Raw genomic sequence first — 15,490 nt, 5'->3', positions numbered from 1 at the left:
GGGGGAGCCATGAGCAACACCGCACCAGCACCGGGCGAGGGGAACCGCCGCGCCGGATCCGACATACCCGGAACCCGGCCGCCGCAGGCAGCAGGGGCGCAGGCCCCCGGAACCGGCGACGGGCGGCGTGTGCCGGAGCAGGCGGTCCCGGGCAGCGGTGCCAAGCCCCGCCGCGGGTCAAAGGGCTCCGGGGCGCCGAAGCCGCGCAAGGCCCCCAAAGCGTATAAGGCCAGCGATGACTGGGCAGTCTTCCGGGCCGTGGTGATTGGCGTGGGCATCCTGGTGGCCGGCTTCGGCCTGTACAACCTCATCACCGGCACCGCCGGCCTGCCGGACGGAAGCGGGGGAGAGGTCAACGCCACCCTGGAGAGCCAGTACCGCTTCTTCTCCGCCATGATGGTGGGCGTTGGAGCCGCATTCGTGGCCATAGCCGTGAAGTTCCAGTGGGCGAACATGCTGTGGCTGGTCTGCCTGATGGTCTTCCTCGGCGGCATTGGCAGGGTGGTGTCCTGGGCCTTTTCCGGCACGCCGCACTTCACCTTTATTGTGCTGATGATCGTGGAGCTGGCCTTCCCGCCGGCGCTGCTGGTCTGGCACCGGTTCATTGCCAAGACCAGTGAACTGCGGCAGGAGTACAGCCAGCAGGGCGGGGCCGGCGGAGGCGCCGCGGACCCCGGTATTGCGGGCGGTGCCCGGTGACCGGCGATGATCGGACATAATGGATAGGTCCCCGTGCGGCGGAAGCCGACGGCGGTGCGCCGGACAAAGCGAAAGGTCCGGCACGGAAAAATGCTGCTAAGGAGCCTGCGTGTACTACTGGAATGACCTGGCGGAGATACCGGCCGGCATTGGTCCGACAGTAATCACCATCGGCAACTTCGACGGCGTGCATCTGGGCCACCAGCATGTGCTGAACCGACTGGTCAAGGCGGCCCGGGAACAGGACGCGGCGGCGGTAGCCATTTCCTTTGACCCGCACCCCGCCCAGGTGCACCGTCCCGAAAGCGCCCCGGAACTCATCATGGGTACCGTGGACCGGGTCCAGGCGCTTGCTGACACCGGCCTGGACGGGCTGCTGATGATGCACTATGACATGGACCTCGCGTCCCTGACGGCCGAGGAATTTGTCCGGACCGTCCTCGTGGACGCACTGCACGCCAAGACCGTGGTCATCGGCCACGACGTGCGCTTCGGCCGCGGCAACGCCGGAGACCTGGAGACCATGCGCGCCCTCGGTGCCGAACTGGGGTTCGACGTCGAAGCGGTGGACGACTTCGGTGCCCTGGCGGACGGTCCGGCCTCCGGCCGGCGCTGTTCCTCTACCTGGATTCGTGAGGCGCTGCGGGAAGGCGATGTCCGCACAGCTGCCCGCCTTCTCGGCCGCACCCACCGGATGCGCGGGGAAGTGGTGCACGGTGCCGCCCGCGGCCGCGAACTCGGGTTCCCCACTGCCAACCTGGCACCGGAAGCTTCCGGTCTCATCCCAGCCGACGGTATTTACGCCGGGTGGCTCGTGGACGAGGCCGGTGCCCGCTGGCCGGCCGCGGTGTCCGTCGGGTCCAATCCGACCTTCGAGGGGGTTAGCCGCCAGGTTGAAGCGCACGTCATCGACCGCCCGGCTGAGGACGTGCACGATTTCAACCTGTACGGCCAGCACGTGGTGGTGGAGTTCGTGGAGCGGCTGCGCGGCATGGTCGCCTACACCGGGCCCGAAGCGCTGGTGGAGCAGATGTGCCTCGACGTCGAACGCACCAGAAATGTGCTTTCGACAGAAACCGCCGCGGGCAGGTAAACTGGATTCAAATTCGGCTGCGGTCCGTGGCGGCTGAATTTCTTTGTGTTCCGGGGTGTGAGCCCCAGGGGTCATCCCAAGGAGCGGAAAGATTCCCGGCAGCGAAGTGCTGACTCGGGCCTCACGGCACAACTCTAGGAGTTACATTGGCACTCGATCCCGCCGTCAAGCAGGAGATCATCCGGGAATTCGCTCGGGCTGAAGGGGACACCGGTTCCCCCGAGGTTCAGGTTGCTGTGCTTTCGCGCCGCATCCTCGACCTGACCGAGCACCTGAAGACCCACAAGCACGACCACCACACCCGCCGCGGCCTGATGGCCCTGGTTGGTCGCCGTCGTCGTATGCTTACCTACCTGCGCGAGACCGACATCGCCCGCTACCGTGCGCTCATCGAGCGCCTCGGCCTGCGTCGATAGTCTTTGTGAAAGGCGGCACCTGTGCATCAGCACGGGGAGCCGCCTTTTGCGCAGGCAGGCATGGACACCGGGAAAGCCGGAAGCGCACCTGTCTGATTGACGAACGGGTCCCCTGAACCGGGGACCCGCAAGCAGCAAAAAGAAACACGCAGCAAAGAAGAAAACAGCAGGAGTCAGCCAGCATCGCAGCATTCGCGGTCCTCGGTAGTGGTCTCCGGGAGATTTCAGCCCGTGGACCTCGATCGAAGACCGGGTGTTGAACGTACGGCACGGCCGTACGGACGGAAGTTTGAAACGGTGCTGGGTGCCTCCGCCCACAGAAGAAACGGAGGTGGCTCTCATATGGAGGGTCCCGAAATTCAGTTCTCAGAAGCCGTCATTGACAACGGCAAATACGGCACGCGCGTTATCCGGTTCGAAACCGGACGCCTTGCCCAGCAGGCAGCCGGCGCCGCAATGGTCTACATCGACGAAGACACCGCCCTGCTCTCGGCCACGTCCGCCGGCAAGTCCCCGCGTGAAGGTTTCGATTTCTTCCCGCTGACCGTGGACGTCGAGGAGCGTATGTACGCTGCCGGCCGCATCCCGGGCTCGTTCTTCCGCCGCGAAGGCCGCCCGTCCACCGAAGCCATCCTGGCCTGCCGCCTGATGGACCGCCCGCTGCGCCCCGCCTTTGTGAAGGGCCTGCGCAACGAGGTCCAGATTGTGGTCACCGTGCTGGCGATCAACCCCGACGTGCTCTACGACGTGGTTGCCATCAACGCTTCCTCCATGTCCACCCAGCTGAGCGGCCTGCCGTTCTCCGGCCCGATCGGCGGCGTCCGCGTTGCCCTGGTCGACGGCCAGTGGGTTGCCTTCCCGAAGCACTCCGAGCTGGAGCGGGCCGTGTTCTCCATGGTGGTTGCCGGCCGCATTGCCGGTGACGACGTCGCCATCATGATGGTCGAGGCCGAAGCCACCGACAACGCCTGGAACCTCATCAAGGACGAGGGCGCTACCGCCCCGACCGAAGAGGTTGTTGCAGAAGGCCTTGAGGCTGCAAAGCCGTTCATCAAGGTTCTGTGCGACGCCCAGTCGGACCTGGCCGCACGCGCTGCCAAGCCCACCGTCGAGTTCCCGATCTTCCTGGACTACCAGGACGACGTGTACGAGGCCGTTGAAGCTGCAGCTGCCGAGAAGCTGGCCAAGGTCTTCTCCATCGCCGACAAGCAGGAGCGCGACGCTGCTTCCGACGAGCTGAAGAACGAAATCAAGGCTTCCCTTGCCGAGAAGTTCGAAGGCCGCGAAGGAGAAATCTCCGCAGCTTTCCGCTCCGTCACCAAGCAGGTTGTGCGCCAGCGCATCCTCAAGGAGCAGGTCCGCATCGACGGCCGCGGCCTGACGGACATCCGCCAGCTCACCGCCGAGGTCGAGGTCCTGCCCCGCGTGCACGGTTCGGCCATCTTCGAGCGCGGCGAAACCCAGATCCTGGGCGTCACTACGCTGAACATGCTGAAGATGGAACAGCAGATCGATTCGCTGTCGCCGGTAACGCGCAAGCGCTACATGCACAACTACAACTTCCCGCCGTACTCCACCGGTGAGACCGGCCGCGTGGGCTCGCCCAAGCGACGCGAAATCGGCCACGGCGCCCTCGCCGAGCGCGCACTGGTTCCGGTGCTGCCCTCGCGTGAAGAGTTCCCGTACGCCATCCGCCAGGTATCCGAGGCGCTCAGCTCCAACGGCTCCACCTCCATGGGCTCGGTCTGCGCTTCCACGCTGTCCATGCTCAACGCCGGCGTACCGCTGCGCGCACCGGTTGCCGGCATCGCCATGGGCCTGGTCTCCGACCAGGTTGACGGCGAAACCCGCTACGCAGCCCTGACCGATATCCTCGGCGCCGAAGATGCCTTCGGTGACATGGACTTCAAGGTTGCCGGTACCTCCGAGTTCGTCACGGCCATCCAGCTGGACACCAAGCTCGACGGTATCCCCGCCTCCGTGCTGGCAGCAGCGCTGAAGCAGGCCCGCGAAGCTCGCCTGCACATCCTCGACGTGATGCAGGCCGCCATTGACGCACCGGACGAGCTCTCCGAGTTCGCTCCGCGCATCATCTCGGTGAAGATCCCCGTGGATAAGATCGGCGAGGTCATTGGCCCGAAGGGCAAGATGATCAACCAGATCCAGGAGGACACCGGCGCTGACATCTCCATCGAAGATGACGGCACCGTCCTCATCGGCGCAACCGACGGCGGCTCCGCCGAGGCTGCCCGCGCGGCGATCAACGCGATCGCCAATCCGATGGTTCCGGAAATTGGCGAGCGTTACCTGGGTACGGTCGTCAAGACCACCACCTTCGGTGCCTTCGTCTCCCTGACCCCGGGCAAGGACGGCCTGCTGCACATCTCCGAGCTGCGTAAGCTCGCCGGCGGCAAGCGCGTGGACAACGTCGACGACGTCGTCTCCGTGGGCCAGAAGGTCCAGGTCGAAATCACCAAGATCGATGACCGCGGAAAGCTTTCGCTCTCCCCGGTGGTTGCTGAAGACGCCGAAGGCGACGAAGCAGCAGAAACCGAGTCTGCAGAGTAAATGCCGGACTTTTCCGATGGTGCCCGTCCCGTGTCCGCTTCGCAGGGACACGGGACGGTCGTCAAGCTTCCACTGACCACTTTGCCCTCCGACCCGACCCTCGTGGTCGGCACTCCGGGAGGCGCTGTCGTGCGCCGTTCGGTGCTGCCCGGCGGCGTCCGGGTACTGACGGAGGAAATGCCCGGCCAGCGGAGTACGGCCATCGGATTCTGGGTTGGGGTCGGCTCGCGGGATGAAGCCGCGGGCCGGCACGGCTCCACCCACTTCCTTGAGCACCTGCTGTTCAAGGGCACCAGCCGCCGTTCGGCGCTGGACATCGCCTCGGCTTTTGACGAGGTGGGCGGTGAGTCCAATGCGGCCACCGCCAAGGAGAGCACCTGCTATTACGCACGGGTGCTCGACACCGACCTTCCCATGGCCATTGACGTCATCACCGACATGGTCACCTCCGCCGTCCTGGACCCGGACGAGCTGGAGCAGGAACGCGATGTCATCCTGGAAGAAATTGCCATGGACAATGACGATCCCGCGGACCTGTGCCACGAACGCTTCTCCGAAGCCGTTCTCGGGGACCACCCGCTGGGACGTCCCATCGGCGGCACCCCGGAAGCCATCCGCAGCGTCTCGCGGGAAGCAGTGCTGGAGCACTACCACCGGTACTACCGTCCCTCGGAACTGGTGGTTACTGCTGCCGGCGGACTGGACCATGACCAGGTCTGCACCCTCGTTTTTGAAGCCCTCCGCACTGCCGGCTGGGACCTTGATCCTGCAGCCACACCGTCTCCCCGCCGCAACACCGAACCCGCACTGATCTCCGGCACCGCCGGCGTACACGTATACAACCGGCCGGTGGAGCAGGCGAACATCGTGATGGGCTGCCCGTCGCTGACTGCCACGGATGACCGGCGCTTTGCGATGAGCGTACTGAACACGATCCTCGGCGGCGGCATGTCCTCGCGCCTGTTCCAGGAGATCCGCGAGAAGCGCGGCCTGGTGTACTCCACCTACTCCTTCTCGGCGTCGTACGCCGACGCCGGCTACTTCGGCATGTACGCCGGTTGCTCTCCTGCCAAGACCCGGCAGGTCATTGACCTGCTCGGGAGCGAACTTGAGCGCCTGGCGGCCGACGGCGTTGAGCCGGCGGAACTTGCCAAGGCCCTGGGCCAGATTTCCGGTGGCATGGTTCTCGGCCTGGAGGACTCCGGTTCGCGGATGTCCCGGCTGGGGCGTGCTGAGCTGGTCAGCGGCGAATTCATCGACATTGACGAGTCCCTGCGGCGGATCCACTCCGTCACGGCGGAGCAGGTCCAGGAGCTGGCCGCTGAGCTGGCTGCAGCGCCGCGGACCATCACGGTGGTTGGACCCTTCGAGTCAGCGACGGAATTGGGCTTCTAGCCGCACTTCCTCAAAGCCGGGAACGCTGGGCGTTCCCGGCTTTTGCTGTTTCCCGGGGCTGTGGGAGGGGTGTGAGGGGGCGTGTGGGGCGACGCGTGTCGACGCGCCGGAATCGGGTACCTGTATGTCCAAGTTCTTTATCCACAGCCCCCAAAACACCCGTTGGTGCGGCCTTTTGCCGCCGTTACTATCGAACACATGTTCGAATCAATAGGAACTCACGGCAGCGCCGGACCGTACTTAAGACTTGCAGATGCGGGCCCGCACGCGGCGTTTGAGATGCGCCCGCAAGCGGCGTCAGCTGCCGCAGTAGCTGCCCTGACGCTGGACCTTTCTTCGCCTGACACGCTGGCCGGTATTGCTGCTGATTCCGATGTAGAGCTTGTTGACCGGCTCCGTGCTTTGGAGGAGCTGAAGGCTGCAGCGTGTGCAGCGCAGGCGCGGGTCGCGGCAGCATTTGATGTGTCCGTGCGTGCGGCTCATGCCCGGGCCGGGCTGCCGGCGGAGAAGCAGGGCGTGGGCGTTGGAGCACAGGTGGCGTTGGCCCGGCGGGAGTCTCCGGCCCGCGGCGGTCGGATCCTGGGCTTCGCCAAGGCGTTGACCCAGGAGATGCCGTGCACGCTCCAAGCGTTGTCGGAGGGCCGGATCAGTGAGTGGCGGGCGACCCTGCTGGTCCGGGAGACCGCGTGCCTGTCCGTGGCGGACCGGCGGCTGGTGGACCGGGAGATTGCCGGGAATCCTGCCGGGTTGGACGGGTTGGGGGATCAGCGTCTGATTGCGAGGATCCGGAAGATCACCTACCGGATTGACCAGGCCGCGTTGGTGCGGCGGGCGGCGAAGGCGGAGGCGGACCGGTTTGTGTCCTGCCGTCCGGCTCCGGACACCATGACCTACCTGACGGGTCTGCTGCCGGTGGCCCAGGGGGTTGCGGTGTATGCGGCCTTGTGCCGTGCTGCTGATTCGTTGCGGGCCCGGGGCGATGCCCGTGGCCGGGGGCAGATCATGGCCGACACCATGGTTGAACGCATTACGGGCCAGGCGACGGCTGTCCAGGTGCCGGTGGAGGTGCAGTTGGTGATGACGGACCGCACTTTGCTGGCCGGGGATAAAGAGCCTGCGCACTTGACCGGCTACGGAATAGTGCCGGCGCCGTGGGCGCGGGATCTGGTAGGTAAGGGCGCCCGTCGAAGGGCTCAGAAGACAGGGGAGCCGGGGGAGTCCTCTCCCGGATTCTGGCTGCGCCGCCTCTACACTGCCCCGAGTTCCGGGGAGCTGCTGGCCATGGACTCGAAGGCCCGGTTCGTACCGGTGTCCCTGGCCCGATTGATCACGGTACGGGACCAGACGTGCCGGACCCCGTGGTGTGATGCGCCTATCCGGCACCAAGACCATATCCGGCCCCACCGCGACGACGGTCCCACGCAGGCAGCCAATATCCAGGGGCTGTGCGAGGCATGCAACCAGGCCAAGGAAGCGCCAGGCTGGAAGGCAACAGTCATCGGGGCACCCGGCACCACCTACCAGCTGAGCCCGCGGGTCCGGAAGGCCACTGCTGCCCCAACCTCCCCGAAGGCTCCAACCACCCGTCGGCACACTGTGGAGATCAGCACGCCAACCGGCCATCGGTACCGGTCGACGGCTCCACCCTTGCCGGGCGCCTAACCCCCGGCGAACGGGGGCAGGATATCCACAACGTCGCCCTCCTGCAGAAGCATGGCCCGATCCTGGGCTGCGGTTTCATTCACCAGGAACGTACTGCGGGCAATCACGGTGGCAAGCACCGGCACCCCGGGCCCGGCAGCCGGATACTTCGCACCCAGCTTTTCCGCCAGTTCGCCCAGTGTCAGGGGTCCTTCATCCAGGGTTTCTTCTTCTGTGCCGGCTGCCGCTTTCGCAGCGCCGAAATATCGGATCAGCACCTAGCCACCTATCGCGCTCATGGTTCGTTCAGGCTGTACATAGTCGGGCGCACCCAGCCCAACGTGGGCCATCCCGTGGGCCTTCGGTTTGCCCCACATTGCTTCCTGCCACCGCCGGACCACCGCGTCGTCGTCCACTCCGCTGCGCATCAAGGCGAGCAGGTCTGTTTCCTCGTGGGAGAAAAGGCAGCTGCGCACTTTCCCCTCTGCCGTGACCCGGGTCCGCACACACTCGGCACAGAACGGCTCCGTGACGGAGGCAATGATCCCCACCGTGCCGGCCACGGTTTCCGGCGTGGCCCGCCGACGGACCTCCCACCGCTGGGCAGGAGCACCGTTGCGTTCCCGGGGGTCCGGAGTCAGGACGAAGTCCCGCTCCAGCAGGCTCCGCATCTCGGCGGCGGTGATCATGCCGTCGCGGGTCCAGCCATGGTCGGCATCGAGCGGCATCTGCTCAATGAAACGCAGCTCGAAACCGTTGCTGACGGCCCATTCCAGCAGATCCGGGGCCTCGGCGTCGTTGATGCCGCGCATCAGCACCGCATTGATCTTCACAAGACCCAGGCCCACCCGCGCCGCTTCCTCCAACCCGCGCAGCACACGGTCCAGGAAAGGCCGCCGGGTCAGCTGCGCAAAAGTGTCCGGATGCAGGGAATCGAGGGAAACGTTTATGCGGGTCAGGCCCGCCTCCTTGAGTGCCTGGGCCTTTTTGTCCAGGCCCAGGCCGTTGGTGGTTAGCGAGATCGGCAGATCGGGATGGTTGGCCCGGATCCCGGCAATAATGTCCACCAGATCGGCACGCACCAGCGGTTCGCCGCCGGTCAGGCGCAGCTCCCGCACCCCCAGCCGGTCCACACCGATACGGACCAGCCGCACAATTTCGTCCCGTGACAGGACTTTGTCCTTGGCCAGCCAGTCCAACCCCTCGGCGGGCATGCAATACGTGCAGCGGAGGTTGCATTTGTCCGTCAGTGAGAGGCGCATATCGGTGGCCCTGCGCCCATACCTGTCCAGCAGGCCGTCCGCCGCGGCGGGGCCGGGGGACAGCACAGCCGTGGCCGGCGCTTCAGCAGCCGCCGGAACCGGGGCCATCGGTACGCTGAACTCTGCTGTACTGGACTCTGATGTACTAGTTGGTGATGATCCGGTCCCCGGTGCGTGTGGGGAAGGGCCAACGGCAGGCATTCCCAGCTGTATTCCCATCCCTCGAGGTTACGCTCTTTCACAGTTAGGCTCTATGAATGCGCTTTGTTCTCCGGGTCCGCAGGACCTTGGCGGCGTGCGCGGCGGTTTTCCTGGCCACGTGCACGGCCGCGTGTGCGTCCACCGGCTCCGGCGCAGAGGGCGACGGCGGCGTCACCGTTTTCGCCGCATCGTCCCTCACTGACGTGGTGGAGACGCTGAACGCCGCGTACGACGGCGGGGGGAAGCTGCGCATCAACGTTGGTTCCAGCAGCCAGCTCGTGGCACAACTGCAGTCGGGGGCGCAGGCCGACGTCGTGATCACCGCTGATCTTGAATCGCTTGACCCCCTGCGCGCATCCGGCCTGCTGGCGGAGGAAAACGTGCTGGCCAGCAACACGCTGGTCCTGGCTTATGCGCCAGGCAATCCCGCCGGAATTGCAGCGCTGGGCGACGCCGCGAACGACGCGGTGCGCACCGCCGTCTGCGCTCCGTCCGTTCCCTGCGGCCGGGCTGCGGAGCGGATCCTGGTAACCGCCGGCCTGGCCTTGCAGGCCCCCAGCATCGAGGACAGCGTGCGATCAGTGCTGGCCAAGGTGTCCACCGGGCAGGCCGACGCCGGTTTTGTCTACCGGACCGACGCCATGGCAGCAGCGGGCACGGGCGTTGGATTCCTGCCGCTGGATGATCCGGCACCAAACCGTTATCCGGCCGCCCTGACCGCCGAAGGAGCCGGAAATGCCAGTGCCGCAGCGTTCTATGAATGGCTCACCGGCTCCGATGCCGCAGCCATCCTCGCCGAGGCAGGCTTCGGCCCCGCCGGCACAGGACACGCCGATGCCCCCTAATACTTCCGTCCCTGCCCGCGCTCGGACTTCCCTGCGGGACCGGGAAGCGCGCGCAACCACACCCGGCTGGCTCTGGCTGCCGGCCGGTCTCGCCCTGCTGCTGTGTGCCGGACCCGTTGCCGCCCTGCTGCTGAACGTCCCGTGGACCTCCCTTTCAGACCTGCTGGACTCGGACCAGGCCCGGACCGCGCTGGGGCTGTCCCTGGCCACCTCGGTTATCTCCACGCTGATCTGCGTCCTGCTGGGGCTGCCGCTGGCTGTCCTGTTCAGCAAACTCGAGGGGCCCGCTATACAGCTCATGCGAGGGATCCTGCTGATCCCGCTGGTACTCTCACCCGTCGTCTCCGGCATTGCCCTGCTCTATTTCTGGGGCAGGCACGGGATTGCCGGCCGGCTGTTGGGCGCAGCAGGGCTCGACGTCGGCTACTCACCGGCCGCCGTAGTGATTGTCCAGGTGTTCGTGTCGCTGCCGTTTTTTGTGGTCGCCTCGTTGAACAGCCTTTCGGCCGTGGACCGGGACCTGGAAATGGCTGCCGCCACCTCGGGTGCCGGCCCAACCGCCATCCTGCGCCACATCACCCTTCCCCTGGCGCTGCCCGGCATTGTGGCCGGAGCGCTGCTGGCTTTTGCCCGCTCCCTGGGTGAATACGGGGCAACCATCACCTTCGCCGGAAGCATCGAAGGCCGCACCCGCACCCTGCCGCTGCAAATCGAGCTGAGCCTGAACTCCAACCAGCCGCAGGCGGCACTGGGGATCTGCCTGATGCTCATTGCCCTGTACCTTCTGGTCCTGCTGCTGGCCCGGCTCGGCGCCGGACGGCTGCTGCCGCGATGAGCGGACCGGAGGCGGCACCGGAGCCGCCCGCCCCCGGCGGAAAGCCGGACGGAACTCCTGCCGAACGTCCAGCAGGTACGCCCGCTCCCGCTCAGCGGCGGATCCGCGGCTGGGCGGCAGGGGCGGGACTGGTGGCAGCCTGCCTGGGCGTCGCAGCCGGGGAACTGTTCGCGGCATTCTTGAGTCCGTCGCTGTCCCCGGTCTCGGCCGTCGGCTCAGTGGTCATCAATGCCGTCCCCGGACCCGTCAAGGACGCAGCCATTGCCCTGTTCGGCACTGCGGACAAAGCCGCCCTGCTGGCAGGCATGGGACTGATCATTGCCCTCGCTGCTATTGCAGCAGGGGTACTGGAATTGCGCCGCCCGCCCGCCGGGCCACTGCTCCTTGGCGCCTTCGGAGCGGCGGGGCTGGCTGCTGTCCTGACCCGTCCCCAGTCAGCCGTCCTCTCCATTGTTCCGCCGCTGGCTGCCGCCGTCGTCGCCGTCATGGTCCTGCGCTGGCTCGCCGTGCGTGTCCGCGCCCTGGCTGCGGCGCCCGCACCCGCTGACGCGGCCGTGAGCCGCCGGGCGGTCCTGGTCTCGGTCGGCGGGGGAGCGCTGGTGGCCCTGCTCGGTGCGGCGCTGGCCGGCATTGCCCGCGGCGGGCAGGCCGGAGTAGCTGCCGTGCGCGACGCTGTACGGCTGCCCCCTCCCGCCCGCGCCGCGGCACCGATTCCGGCGGGGGCTGAACTGGCCGTGGACGGGCTGACTCCGCTGGTGACTGACGCTGCGGACTTTTACCGCATCGACACGGCGCTGAGCGTGCCCGCCATCAATCCGGAGAACTGGCGCCTGCGGGTCACCGGCATGGTGGACCGCGAAGTGGAGCTCAGCTACGCGGACCTGCTGGCCAAACCCCTGCAGGAAAGCTTCGTGACCCTTGCGTGTGTATCCAACGAGGTGGGCGGAAACCTGATCGGCAATGCCCGCTGGCTGGGGTGGCCGGTGCGCGAGCTGCTGGCCTCGGCCGGAGTGCGGCCCGGCGCGGACATGGTGCTCTCCACCAGTAACGACGGGTGGAGCGCGTCCACCCCGCTGGAGGCCCTCACGGACAGCCGCGACGCGCTGCTGGCCGTGGGCATGAACGGGGAACCGCTGCCGCTGGAACACGGTTTCCCGGTCCGCCTGGTGGTCCCCGGACTCTACGGCTACGTTTCCGCCACCAAGTGGGTGACCGAACTGCGGGTGACCCGATTCGCCGATGACACCGCCTACTGGACCGAACGCGGCTGGGGCGAGCGCGGGCCCGTCAAGCTGTCCTCCCGCATCGACGTTCCCGGCCGCAAGCCTGTGCAGGCCGGCACAGTGACGGTGGCGGGCGTGGCCTGGGCGCAGCACACTGGAATCAGTGCCGTCCAGGTCCGCGTTGACGACGGCGACTGGCAGGACGCGGAACTGGCCGCCGGGATTTCGGCGGACACCTGGCGGCAGTACCGGATTCCTGTTGACCTGTCGCCGGGCGGACACGACATCTCCGTGCGGGCCGTGGATGCCAACGGCACTGTGCAGACCGACGAGAAACGGTCGGTGCTTCCCGACGGCGCCACCGGCCTGCATACAATTCGGGTGACGGTGCGCTGAGGCCAGGGCGCCGGGCCCGATGCTCCATCCCGCCGTCTCCACTAGGAGGAAGATGTCCACGCAGCCCCTTCCACAAGGCGCCCCCCGCGCCCCAGAGCAGGTCCCGCACGGCGGACAGCACAGTGCTTCCGGACAGCACCGTGTTTCCGAACAACACACCGCCCACGGTGCGCGCAGTGTTGCCGAGCACCGCGAAGCCGTCCGGGAGCTGCTCGCTACCTGGTTCGAAGCACACCCGCCGGCCCGGGAGACGGTGGGGCTGGCTAGTGCCGCGGGCCGGGTGCTGGCCGAGGACATGTATGCGCCGGGAAACCTTCCGCCGTTTACGAATTCCCAAATGGACGGTTACGCGGTCCGGTCGGCTGACCTTGTTCCCGACGCCGTTCCCGGTCCCTATAGCGGCCCCGGCACCACCGCCCCGGCCGCTGGCCTGGTCCGGCTGGCCCGGGCTGCCTCCATTCCCGCCGGGACCGCCCCGGCTGCGCTGCAGCCCGGAACCGCTGCACCCGTCATGACCGGGGCGATGCTGCCCGCGGGGGCAGACGCCGTCGTGCCGATTGAGGCCTGCCGCCCCGACCGCTTCCTTCCGCCGGAGACCGCGGGGACCGTGGACCTGCCGGCTGCTGTTCCGGCCGGGCAGTTTGTGCGGACCGCAGGCAGCGACATAGCCGCCGGCAGCCTCGCGCTGGCAGCCGGAACGGTCCTTGGTCCGCTGCAACTGGGGCTGCTGGCCGGCCTGGGCCTGGCCGAGGTGCCCGTCCGGGCCCGCCCGCGCGTGCTGCTGCTGACCACCGGAGATGAGGTCCGGGAACCCGGCCAGCAACTGGACCCGGGCCAGATCCACGATGCCAACACCACCTTGCTGCGGACCTCTTTGGAGCAGGCCGGGGCACAAGTGCTCCGCTCCCGGATCCTGGCCGACTCCCCGGAGGAGTTCTCCGCCCTGCTCCGCGCCGATCTGGTTGCCGACGCACCGGATTTAGTGCTCAGCTCGGGCGGCATCAGCAAGGGTGCGTACGAGGTGGTGCGGCAGGCGTTGGCCTCGGCCGATGTCCGGTTCCTGTCCGTGGCCATGCAGCCGGGCGGGCCGCAGGGGATCGGCACCGTGGACGGTGTGCCGTTCCTCGGCTTCCCGGGCAACCCGGTCAGCTCGCTGGTCTCCTTCGAAATGTTCCTGCGCCCGGCCCTGGGCACTGTCACCGGCGCCCCGCGGCCGCGCCCGGAGATCCGGGCCCGCCTCACCGAAGCACTGGACAGCCCGGCCGGCAAACACCAGGTGCGGCGCGGACGGTATGCCGGCGGCACGGTGGAACCCGTGGGCGGTCCCGGCTCGCACCTGGTCCACGCCCTGGCCTCCTCGAACGCCCTGGTTTCCATCCCTGCGGGCATCGAACACGTTCCGGCCGGCACGGAAGTGACAGTATTGCTGTTGGACTAATTGCCGGTGGGACTAAACGAGCCACCGCATCAAGCGTGCACTGAAAGGACCCCGCGTGAGCGTCGAACCCGAAGATTTACCACCCGCCGGACTGACCCACGTCCGCGAGGACGGGTCCGCTCACATGGTGGACGTGTCAGCCAAGGCTGAGACCACGCGCCAGGCCACCGCCCAGGCGGTACTGCGCAGCACCGAAGACGTGGTCCGGCTGATCGCCGACGGCGGGCTGCCCAAGGGAGACGCGCTGGCCGTGGCCCGGGTGGCCGGGATCATGGCTGCGAAGCAGACCTCCAATCTCATTCCGCTGTGCCATCCGCTGCCGATCACCAAGGTCACAGTGGATTTCACGCCCCGGGGCGGCGACGTCGTCGTCGAGGCCACGGTGAAGACCAAGGCCCTCACCGGCGTCGAAATGGAAGCATTAACCGCAGCCTCCGTTGCCGCCCTGACGCTGTACGACATGGTCAAGGCCGTGGACAAGCACGCCCGGATCACGGACACCATGGTGCTCGCCAAATCCGGCGGCAAAAGCGGGGACTGGACGCTGTGAGCGTCTCGCAGCCTGCCGCGTCGCCGCGCCGCACCGCCGGCGTGCTGATCGCCTCCACCCGCGCCGCCGCCGGAACCTACCAGGATGAAAGCGGTCCGCTGATAGCGGATTGGCTCTACGCGCTGGGGTATGACATTGTCCTGGCCGAAGTGGTGCCCGACGGAGAGGAAGTGGCCGCTTCCCTGCAGCGCATCCTCGCCCTGGAACCGTCCGTGCTGCTGACCAGCGGCGGCACCGGCCTCAGCCCGGATGACGTCACCCCCGACGCCACCGAACCGCTGCTCGAACGCCACGTGCCCGGCGTCATGGAAGCCATCCGGGCCAAGGGCCTGGCGTCCACACCAATGGCGTCCATCAGCCGCGGTTTCGCCGGCACAGCGGGCCGGACCTTCATCGTCAACCTGCCTGGCTCGCCGGCGGCCGTGGCCGACGGACTGGCCGTGCTGGAACCCATCATCGGCCACATCTGCGGCCAGCTCGAAGGAAAACGTGAACACTAGCCAAGTCCTGAACGCCAAAGTTTCCCGGGAACCGCTGAGCAGCGCCGAGGCGGAACGCCTCGCCTGGTCACCGGACTGCGGGGCCGTGGTGACCTTCAGCGGCATTGTCCGCAACCACGACGACGGCAAGTCCGTGACCTCCCTGGGCTACAGTGCGCATCCGAGCGCCGAATCAGTGCTGGGCCAGACGGCCGCAGCTGTTGCCGCCAAGTATGACGGCGTGCGGATCTGGGTGGCGCACCGCACCGGGAACCTGGACATCGGCGACGCAGCCCTGGTGGCCGCCGTGGCATCGGCCCACCGCGGCACGGCCTTCGCGGCCTGCTCCGAGCTGGTGGACACCGTCAAAGCGAACGTACCGATCTGGAAGGAACAGGGCTTCACGGACGGCACAACCGAGTGGGTGGGCGTCAGCGACCGCCCCTGAG

The 15,490-nt window shown here is 67.2% G+C and carries 15 protein-coding genes; 13 read left to right on the top strand and 2 right to left on the bottom strand.

Annotation, left to right across the window (positions count from 1 at the left end; translation table 11 throughout):
- The first annotated feature begins 9 nt into the window (after positions 1-9).
- The 6 genes from LJ754_RS15665 to LJ754_RS15640 all read left to right on the top strand — a co-directional run bounded on the left by LJ754_RS15665 (position 10) and on the right by LJ754_RS15640 (position 7,833).
- Positions 10-699: a DUF4345 domain-containing protein gene (locus tag LJ754_RS15665; RefSeq protein ID WP_227913991.1), complete on the top strand. Its 690-nt coding sequence runs from the start codon at positions 10-12 to the stop codon at positions 697-699.
- A gap of 109 nt (positions 700-808) precedes the next feature.
- Complete coding sequence (locus LJ754_RS15660; RefSeq protein WP_227927290.1) at positions 809-1,792, top strand: bifunctional riboflavin kinase/FAD synthetase; 984 nt, start codon at positions 809-811, stop codon at positions 1,790-1,792.
- A gap of 146 nt (positions 1,793-1,938) precedes the next feature.
- Positions 1,939-2,208, top strand: coding sequence for a 30S ribosomal protein S15 (gene rpsO / locus LJ754_RS15655; protein WP_227913993.1), 270 nt, complete (start codon positions 1,939-1,941; stop codon positions 2,206-2,208).
- A 342-nt stretch (positions 2,209-2,550) separates the two neighbouring features.
- A complete protein-coding gene (locus LJ754_RS15650) occupies positions 2,551-4,776 on the top strand; it encodes a polyribonucleotide nucleotidyltransferase (protein WP_227913994.1) in 2,226 nt (741 codons plus the stop codon).
- On the top strand, positions 4,777-6,171 hold the full coding sequence (locus LJ754_RS15645; RefSeq protein WP_227913995.1) for a M16 family metallopeptidase: 1,395 nt from the start codon (positions 4,777-4,779) through the stop codon (positions 6,169-6,171).
- A gap of 198 nt (positions 6,172-6,369) precedes the next feature.
- On the top strand, positions 6,370-7,833 hold the full coding sequence (locus LJ754_RS15640) for an HNH endonuclease (RefSeq protein WP_227927289.1): 1,464 nt from the start codon (positions 6,370-6,372) through the stop codon (positions 7,831-7,833).
- Here LJ754_RS15640 and LJ754_RS15635 read toward each other — a convergent pair.
- Both LJ754_RS15635 and moaA read right to left on the bottom strand, forming a co-directional pair.
- Positions 7,830-8,090, bottom strand: a complete 261-nt coding sequence (locus LJ754_RS15635; RefSeq protein WP_227913998.1) for a MoaD/ThiS family protein — start codon at positions 8,088-8,090, stop codon at positions 7,830-7,832. The two genes, LJ754_RS15640 and LJ754_RS15635, sit on opposite strands and share 4 nt — an antisense overlap.
- On the bottom strand, positions 8,091-9,293 hold the full coding sequence (gene moaA, locus LJ754_RS15630) for a GTP 3',8-cyclase MoaA (protein ID WP_442860191.1): 1,203 nt from the start codon (positions 9,291-9,293) through the stop codon (positions 8,091-8,093).
- A gap of 38 nt (positions 9,294-9,331) precedes the next feature.
- Between moaA and modA the strand changes: the two genes are divergently transcribed.
- From modA to LJ754_RS15595, 7 genes are all read left to right on the top strand, one after another.
- Positions 9,332-10,120 carry a molybdate ABC transporter substrate-binding protein gene (modA, locus tag LJ754_RS15625; RefSeq protein WP_227927288.1) on the top strand — a complete coding sequence of 263 codons (789 nt, stop codon included), beginning with the start codon at positions 9,332-9,334 and terminating at the stop codon, positions 10,118-10,120.
- Positions 10,110-10,955 (top strand): ABC transporter permease, encoded by an 846-nt coding sequence (locus tag LJ754_RS15620; RefSeq protein WP_227914001.1) that lies wholly within the window; start codon positions 10,110-10,112, stop codon positions 10,953-10,955. Before modA ends, LJ754_RS15620 begins: the two co-directional genes overlap by 11 nt.
- Positions 10,952-12,574 carry a molybdopterin-dependent oxidoreductase gene (locus tag LJ754_RS15615; RefSeq protein ID WP_227927287.1) on the top strand — a complete coding sequence of 541 codons (1,623 nt, stop codon included), beginning with the start codon at positions 10,952-10,954 and terminating at the stop codon, positions 12,572-12,574. Before LJ754_RS15620 ends, LJ754_RS15615 begins: the two co-directional genes overlap by 4 nt.
- Positions 12,575-12,626: 52 nt before the next feature.
- Positions 12,627-14,012 carry a molybdopterin molybdotransferase MoeA gene (locus LJ754_RS15610; RefSeq protein WP_227927286.1) on the top strand — a complete coding sequence of 462 codons (1,386 nt, stop codon included), beginning with the start codon at positions 12,627-12,629 and terminating at the stop codon, positions 14,010-14,012.
- Between the two features lie 124 nt (positions 14,013-14,136).
- Positions 14,137-14,562, top strand: coding sequence for a cyclic pyranopterin monophosphate synthase MoaC (gene moaC, locus LJ754_RS15605; RefSeq protein ID WP_229960689.1), 426 nt, complete (start codon positions 14,137-14,139; stop codon positions 14,560-14,562).
- Positions 14,559-15,062, top strand: coding sequence for a MogA/MoaB family molybdenum cofactor biosynthesis protein (locus LJ754_RS15600; protein ID WP_227914005.1), 504 nt, complete (start codon positions 14,559-14,561; stop codon positions 15,060-15,062). The genes moaC and LJ754_RS15600 overlap by 4 nt, the downstream gene beginning before the upstream one ends.
- The gene (locus tag LJ754_RS15595) at positions 15,052-15,489 is read left to right on the top strand and encodes a molybdenum cofactor biosynthesis protein MoaE (protein WP_227914006.1); all 438 of its coding nucleotides are present in this window, start codon (positions 15,052-15,054) and stop codon (positions 15,487-15,489) included. Before LJ754_RS15600 ends, LJ754_RS15595 begins: the two co-directional genes overlap by 11 nt.
- Position 15,490: the final 1 nt, after the last annotated feature.

It is taken from the genome of Arthrobacter sp. zg-Y40, assembly GCF_020731535.1.
GTDB lineage: Bacteria > Actinomycetota > Actinomycetes > Actinomycetales > Micrococcaceae > Arthrobacter_B.
The sequence above is the reverse complement of the archived record's forward strand: the minus strand, read 5'-3'. Positions and strand labels throughout refer to the sequence as shown.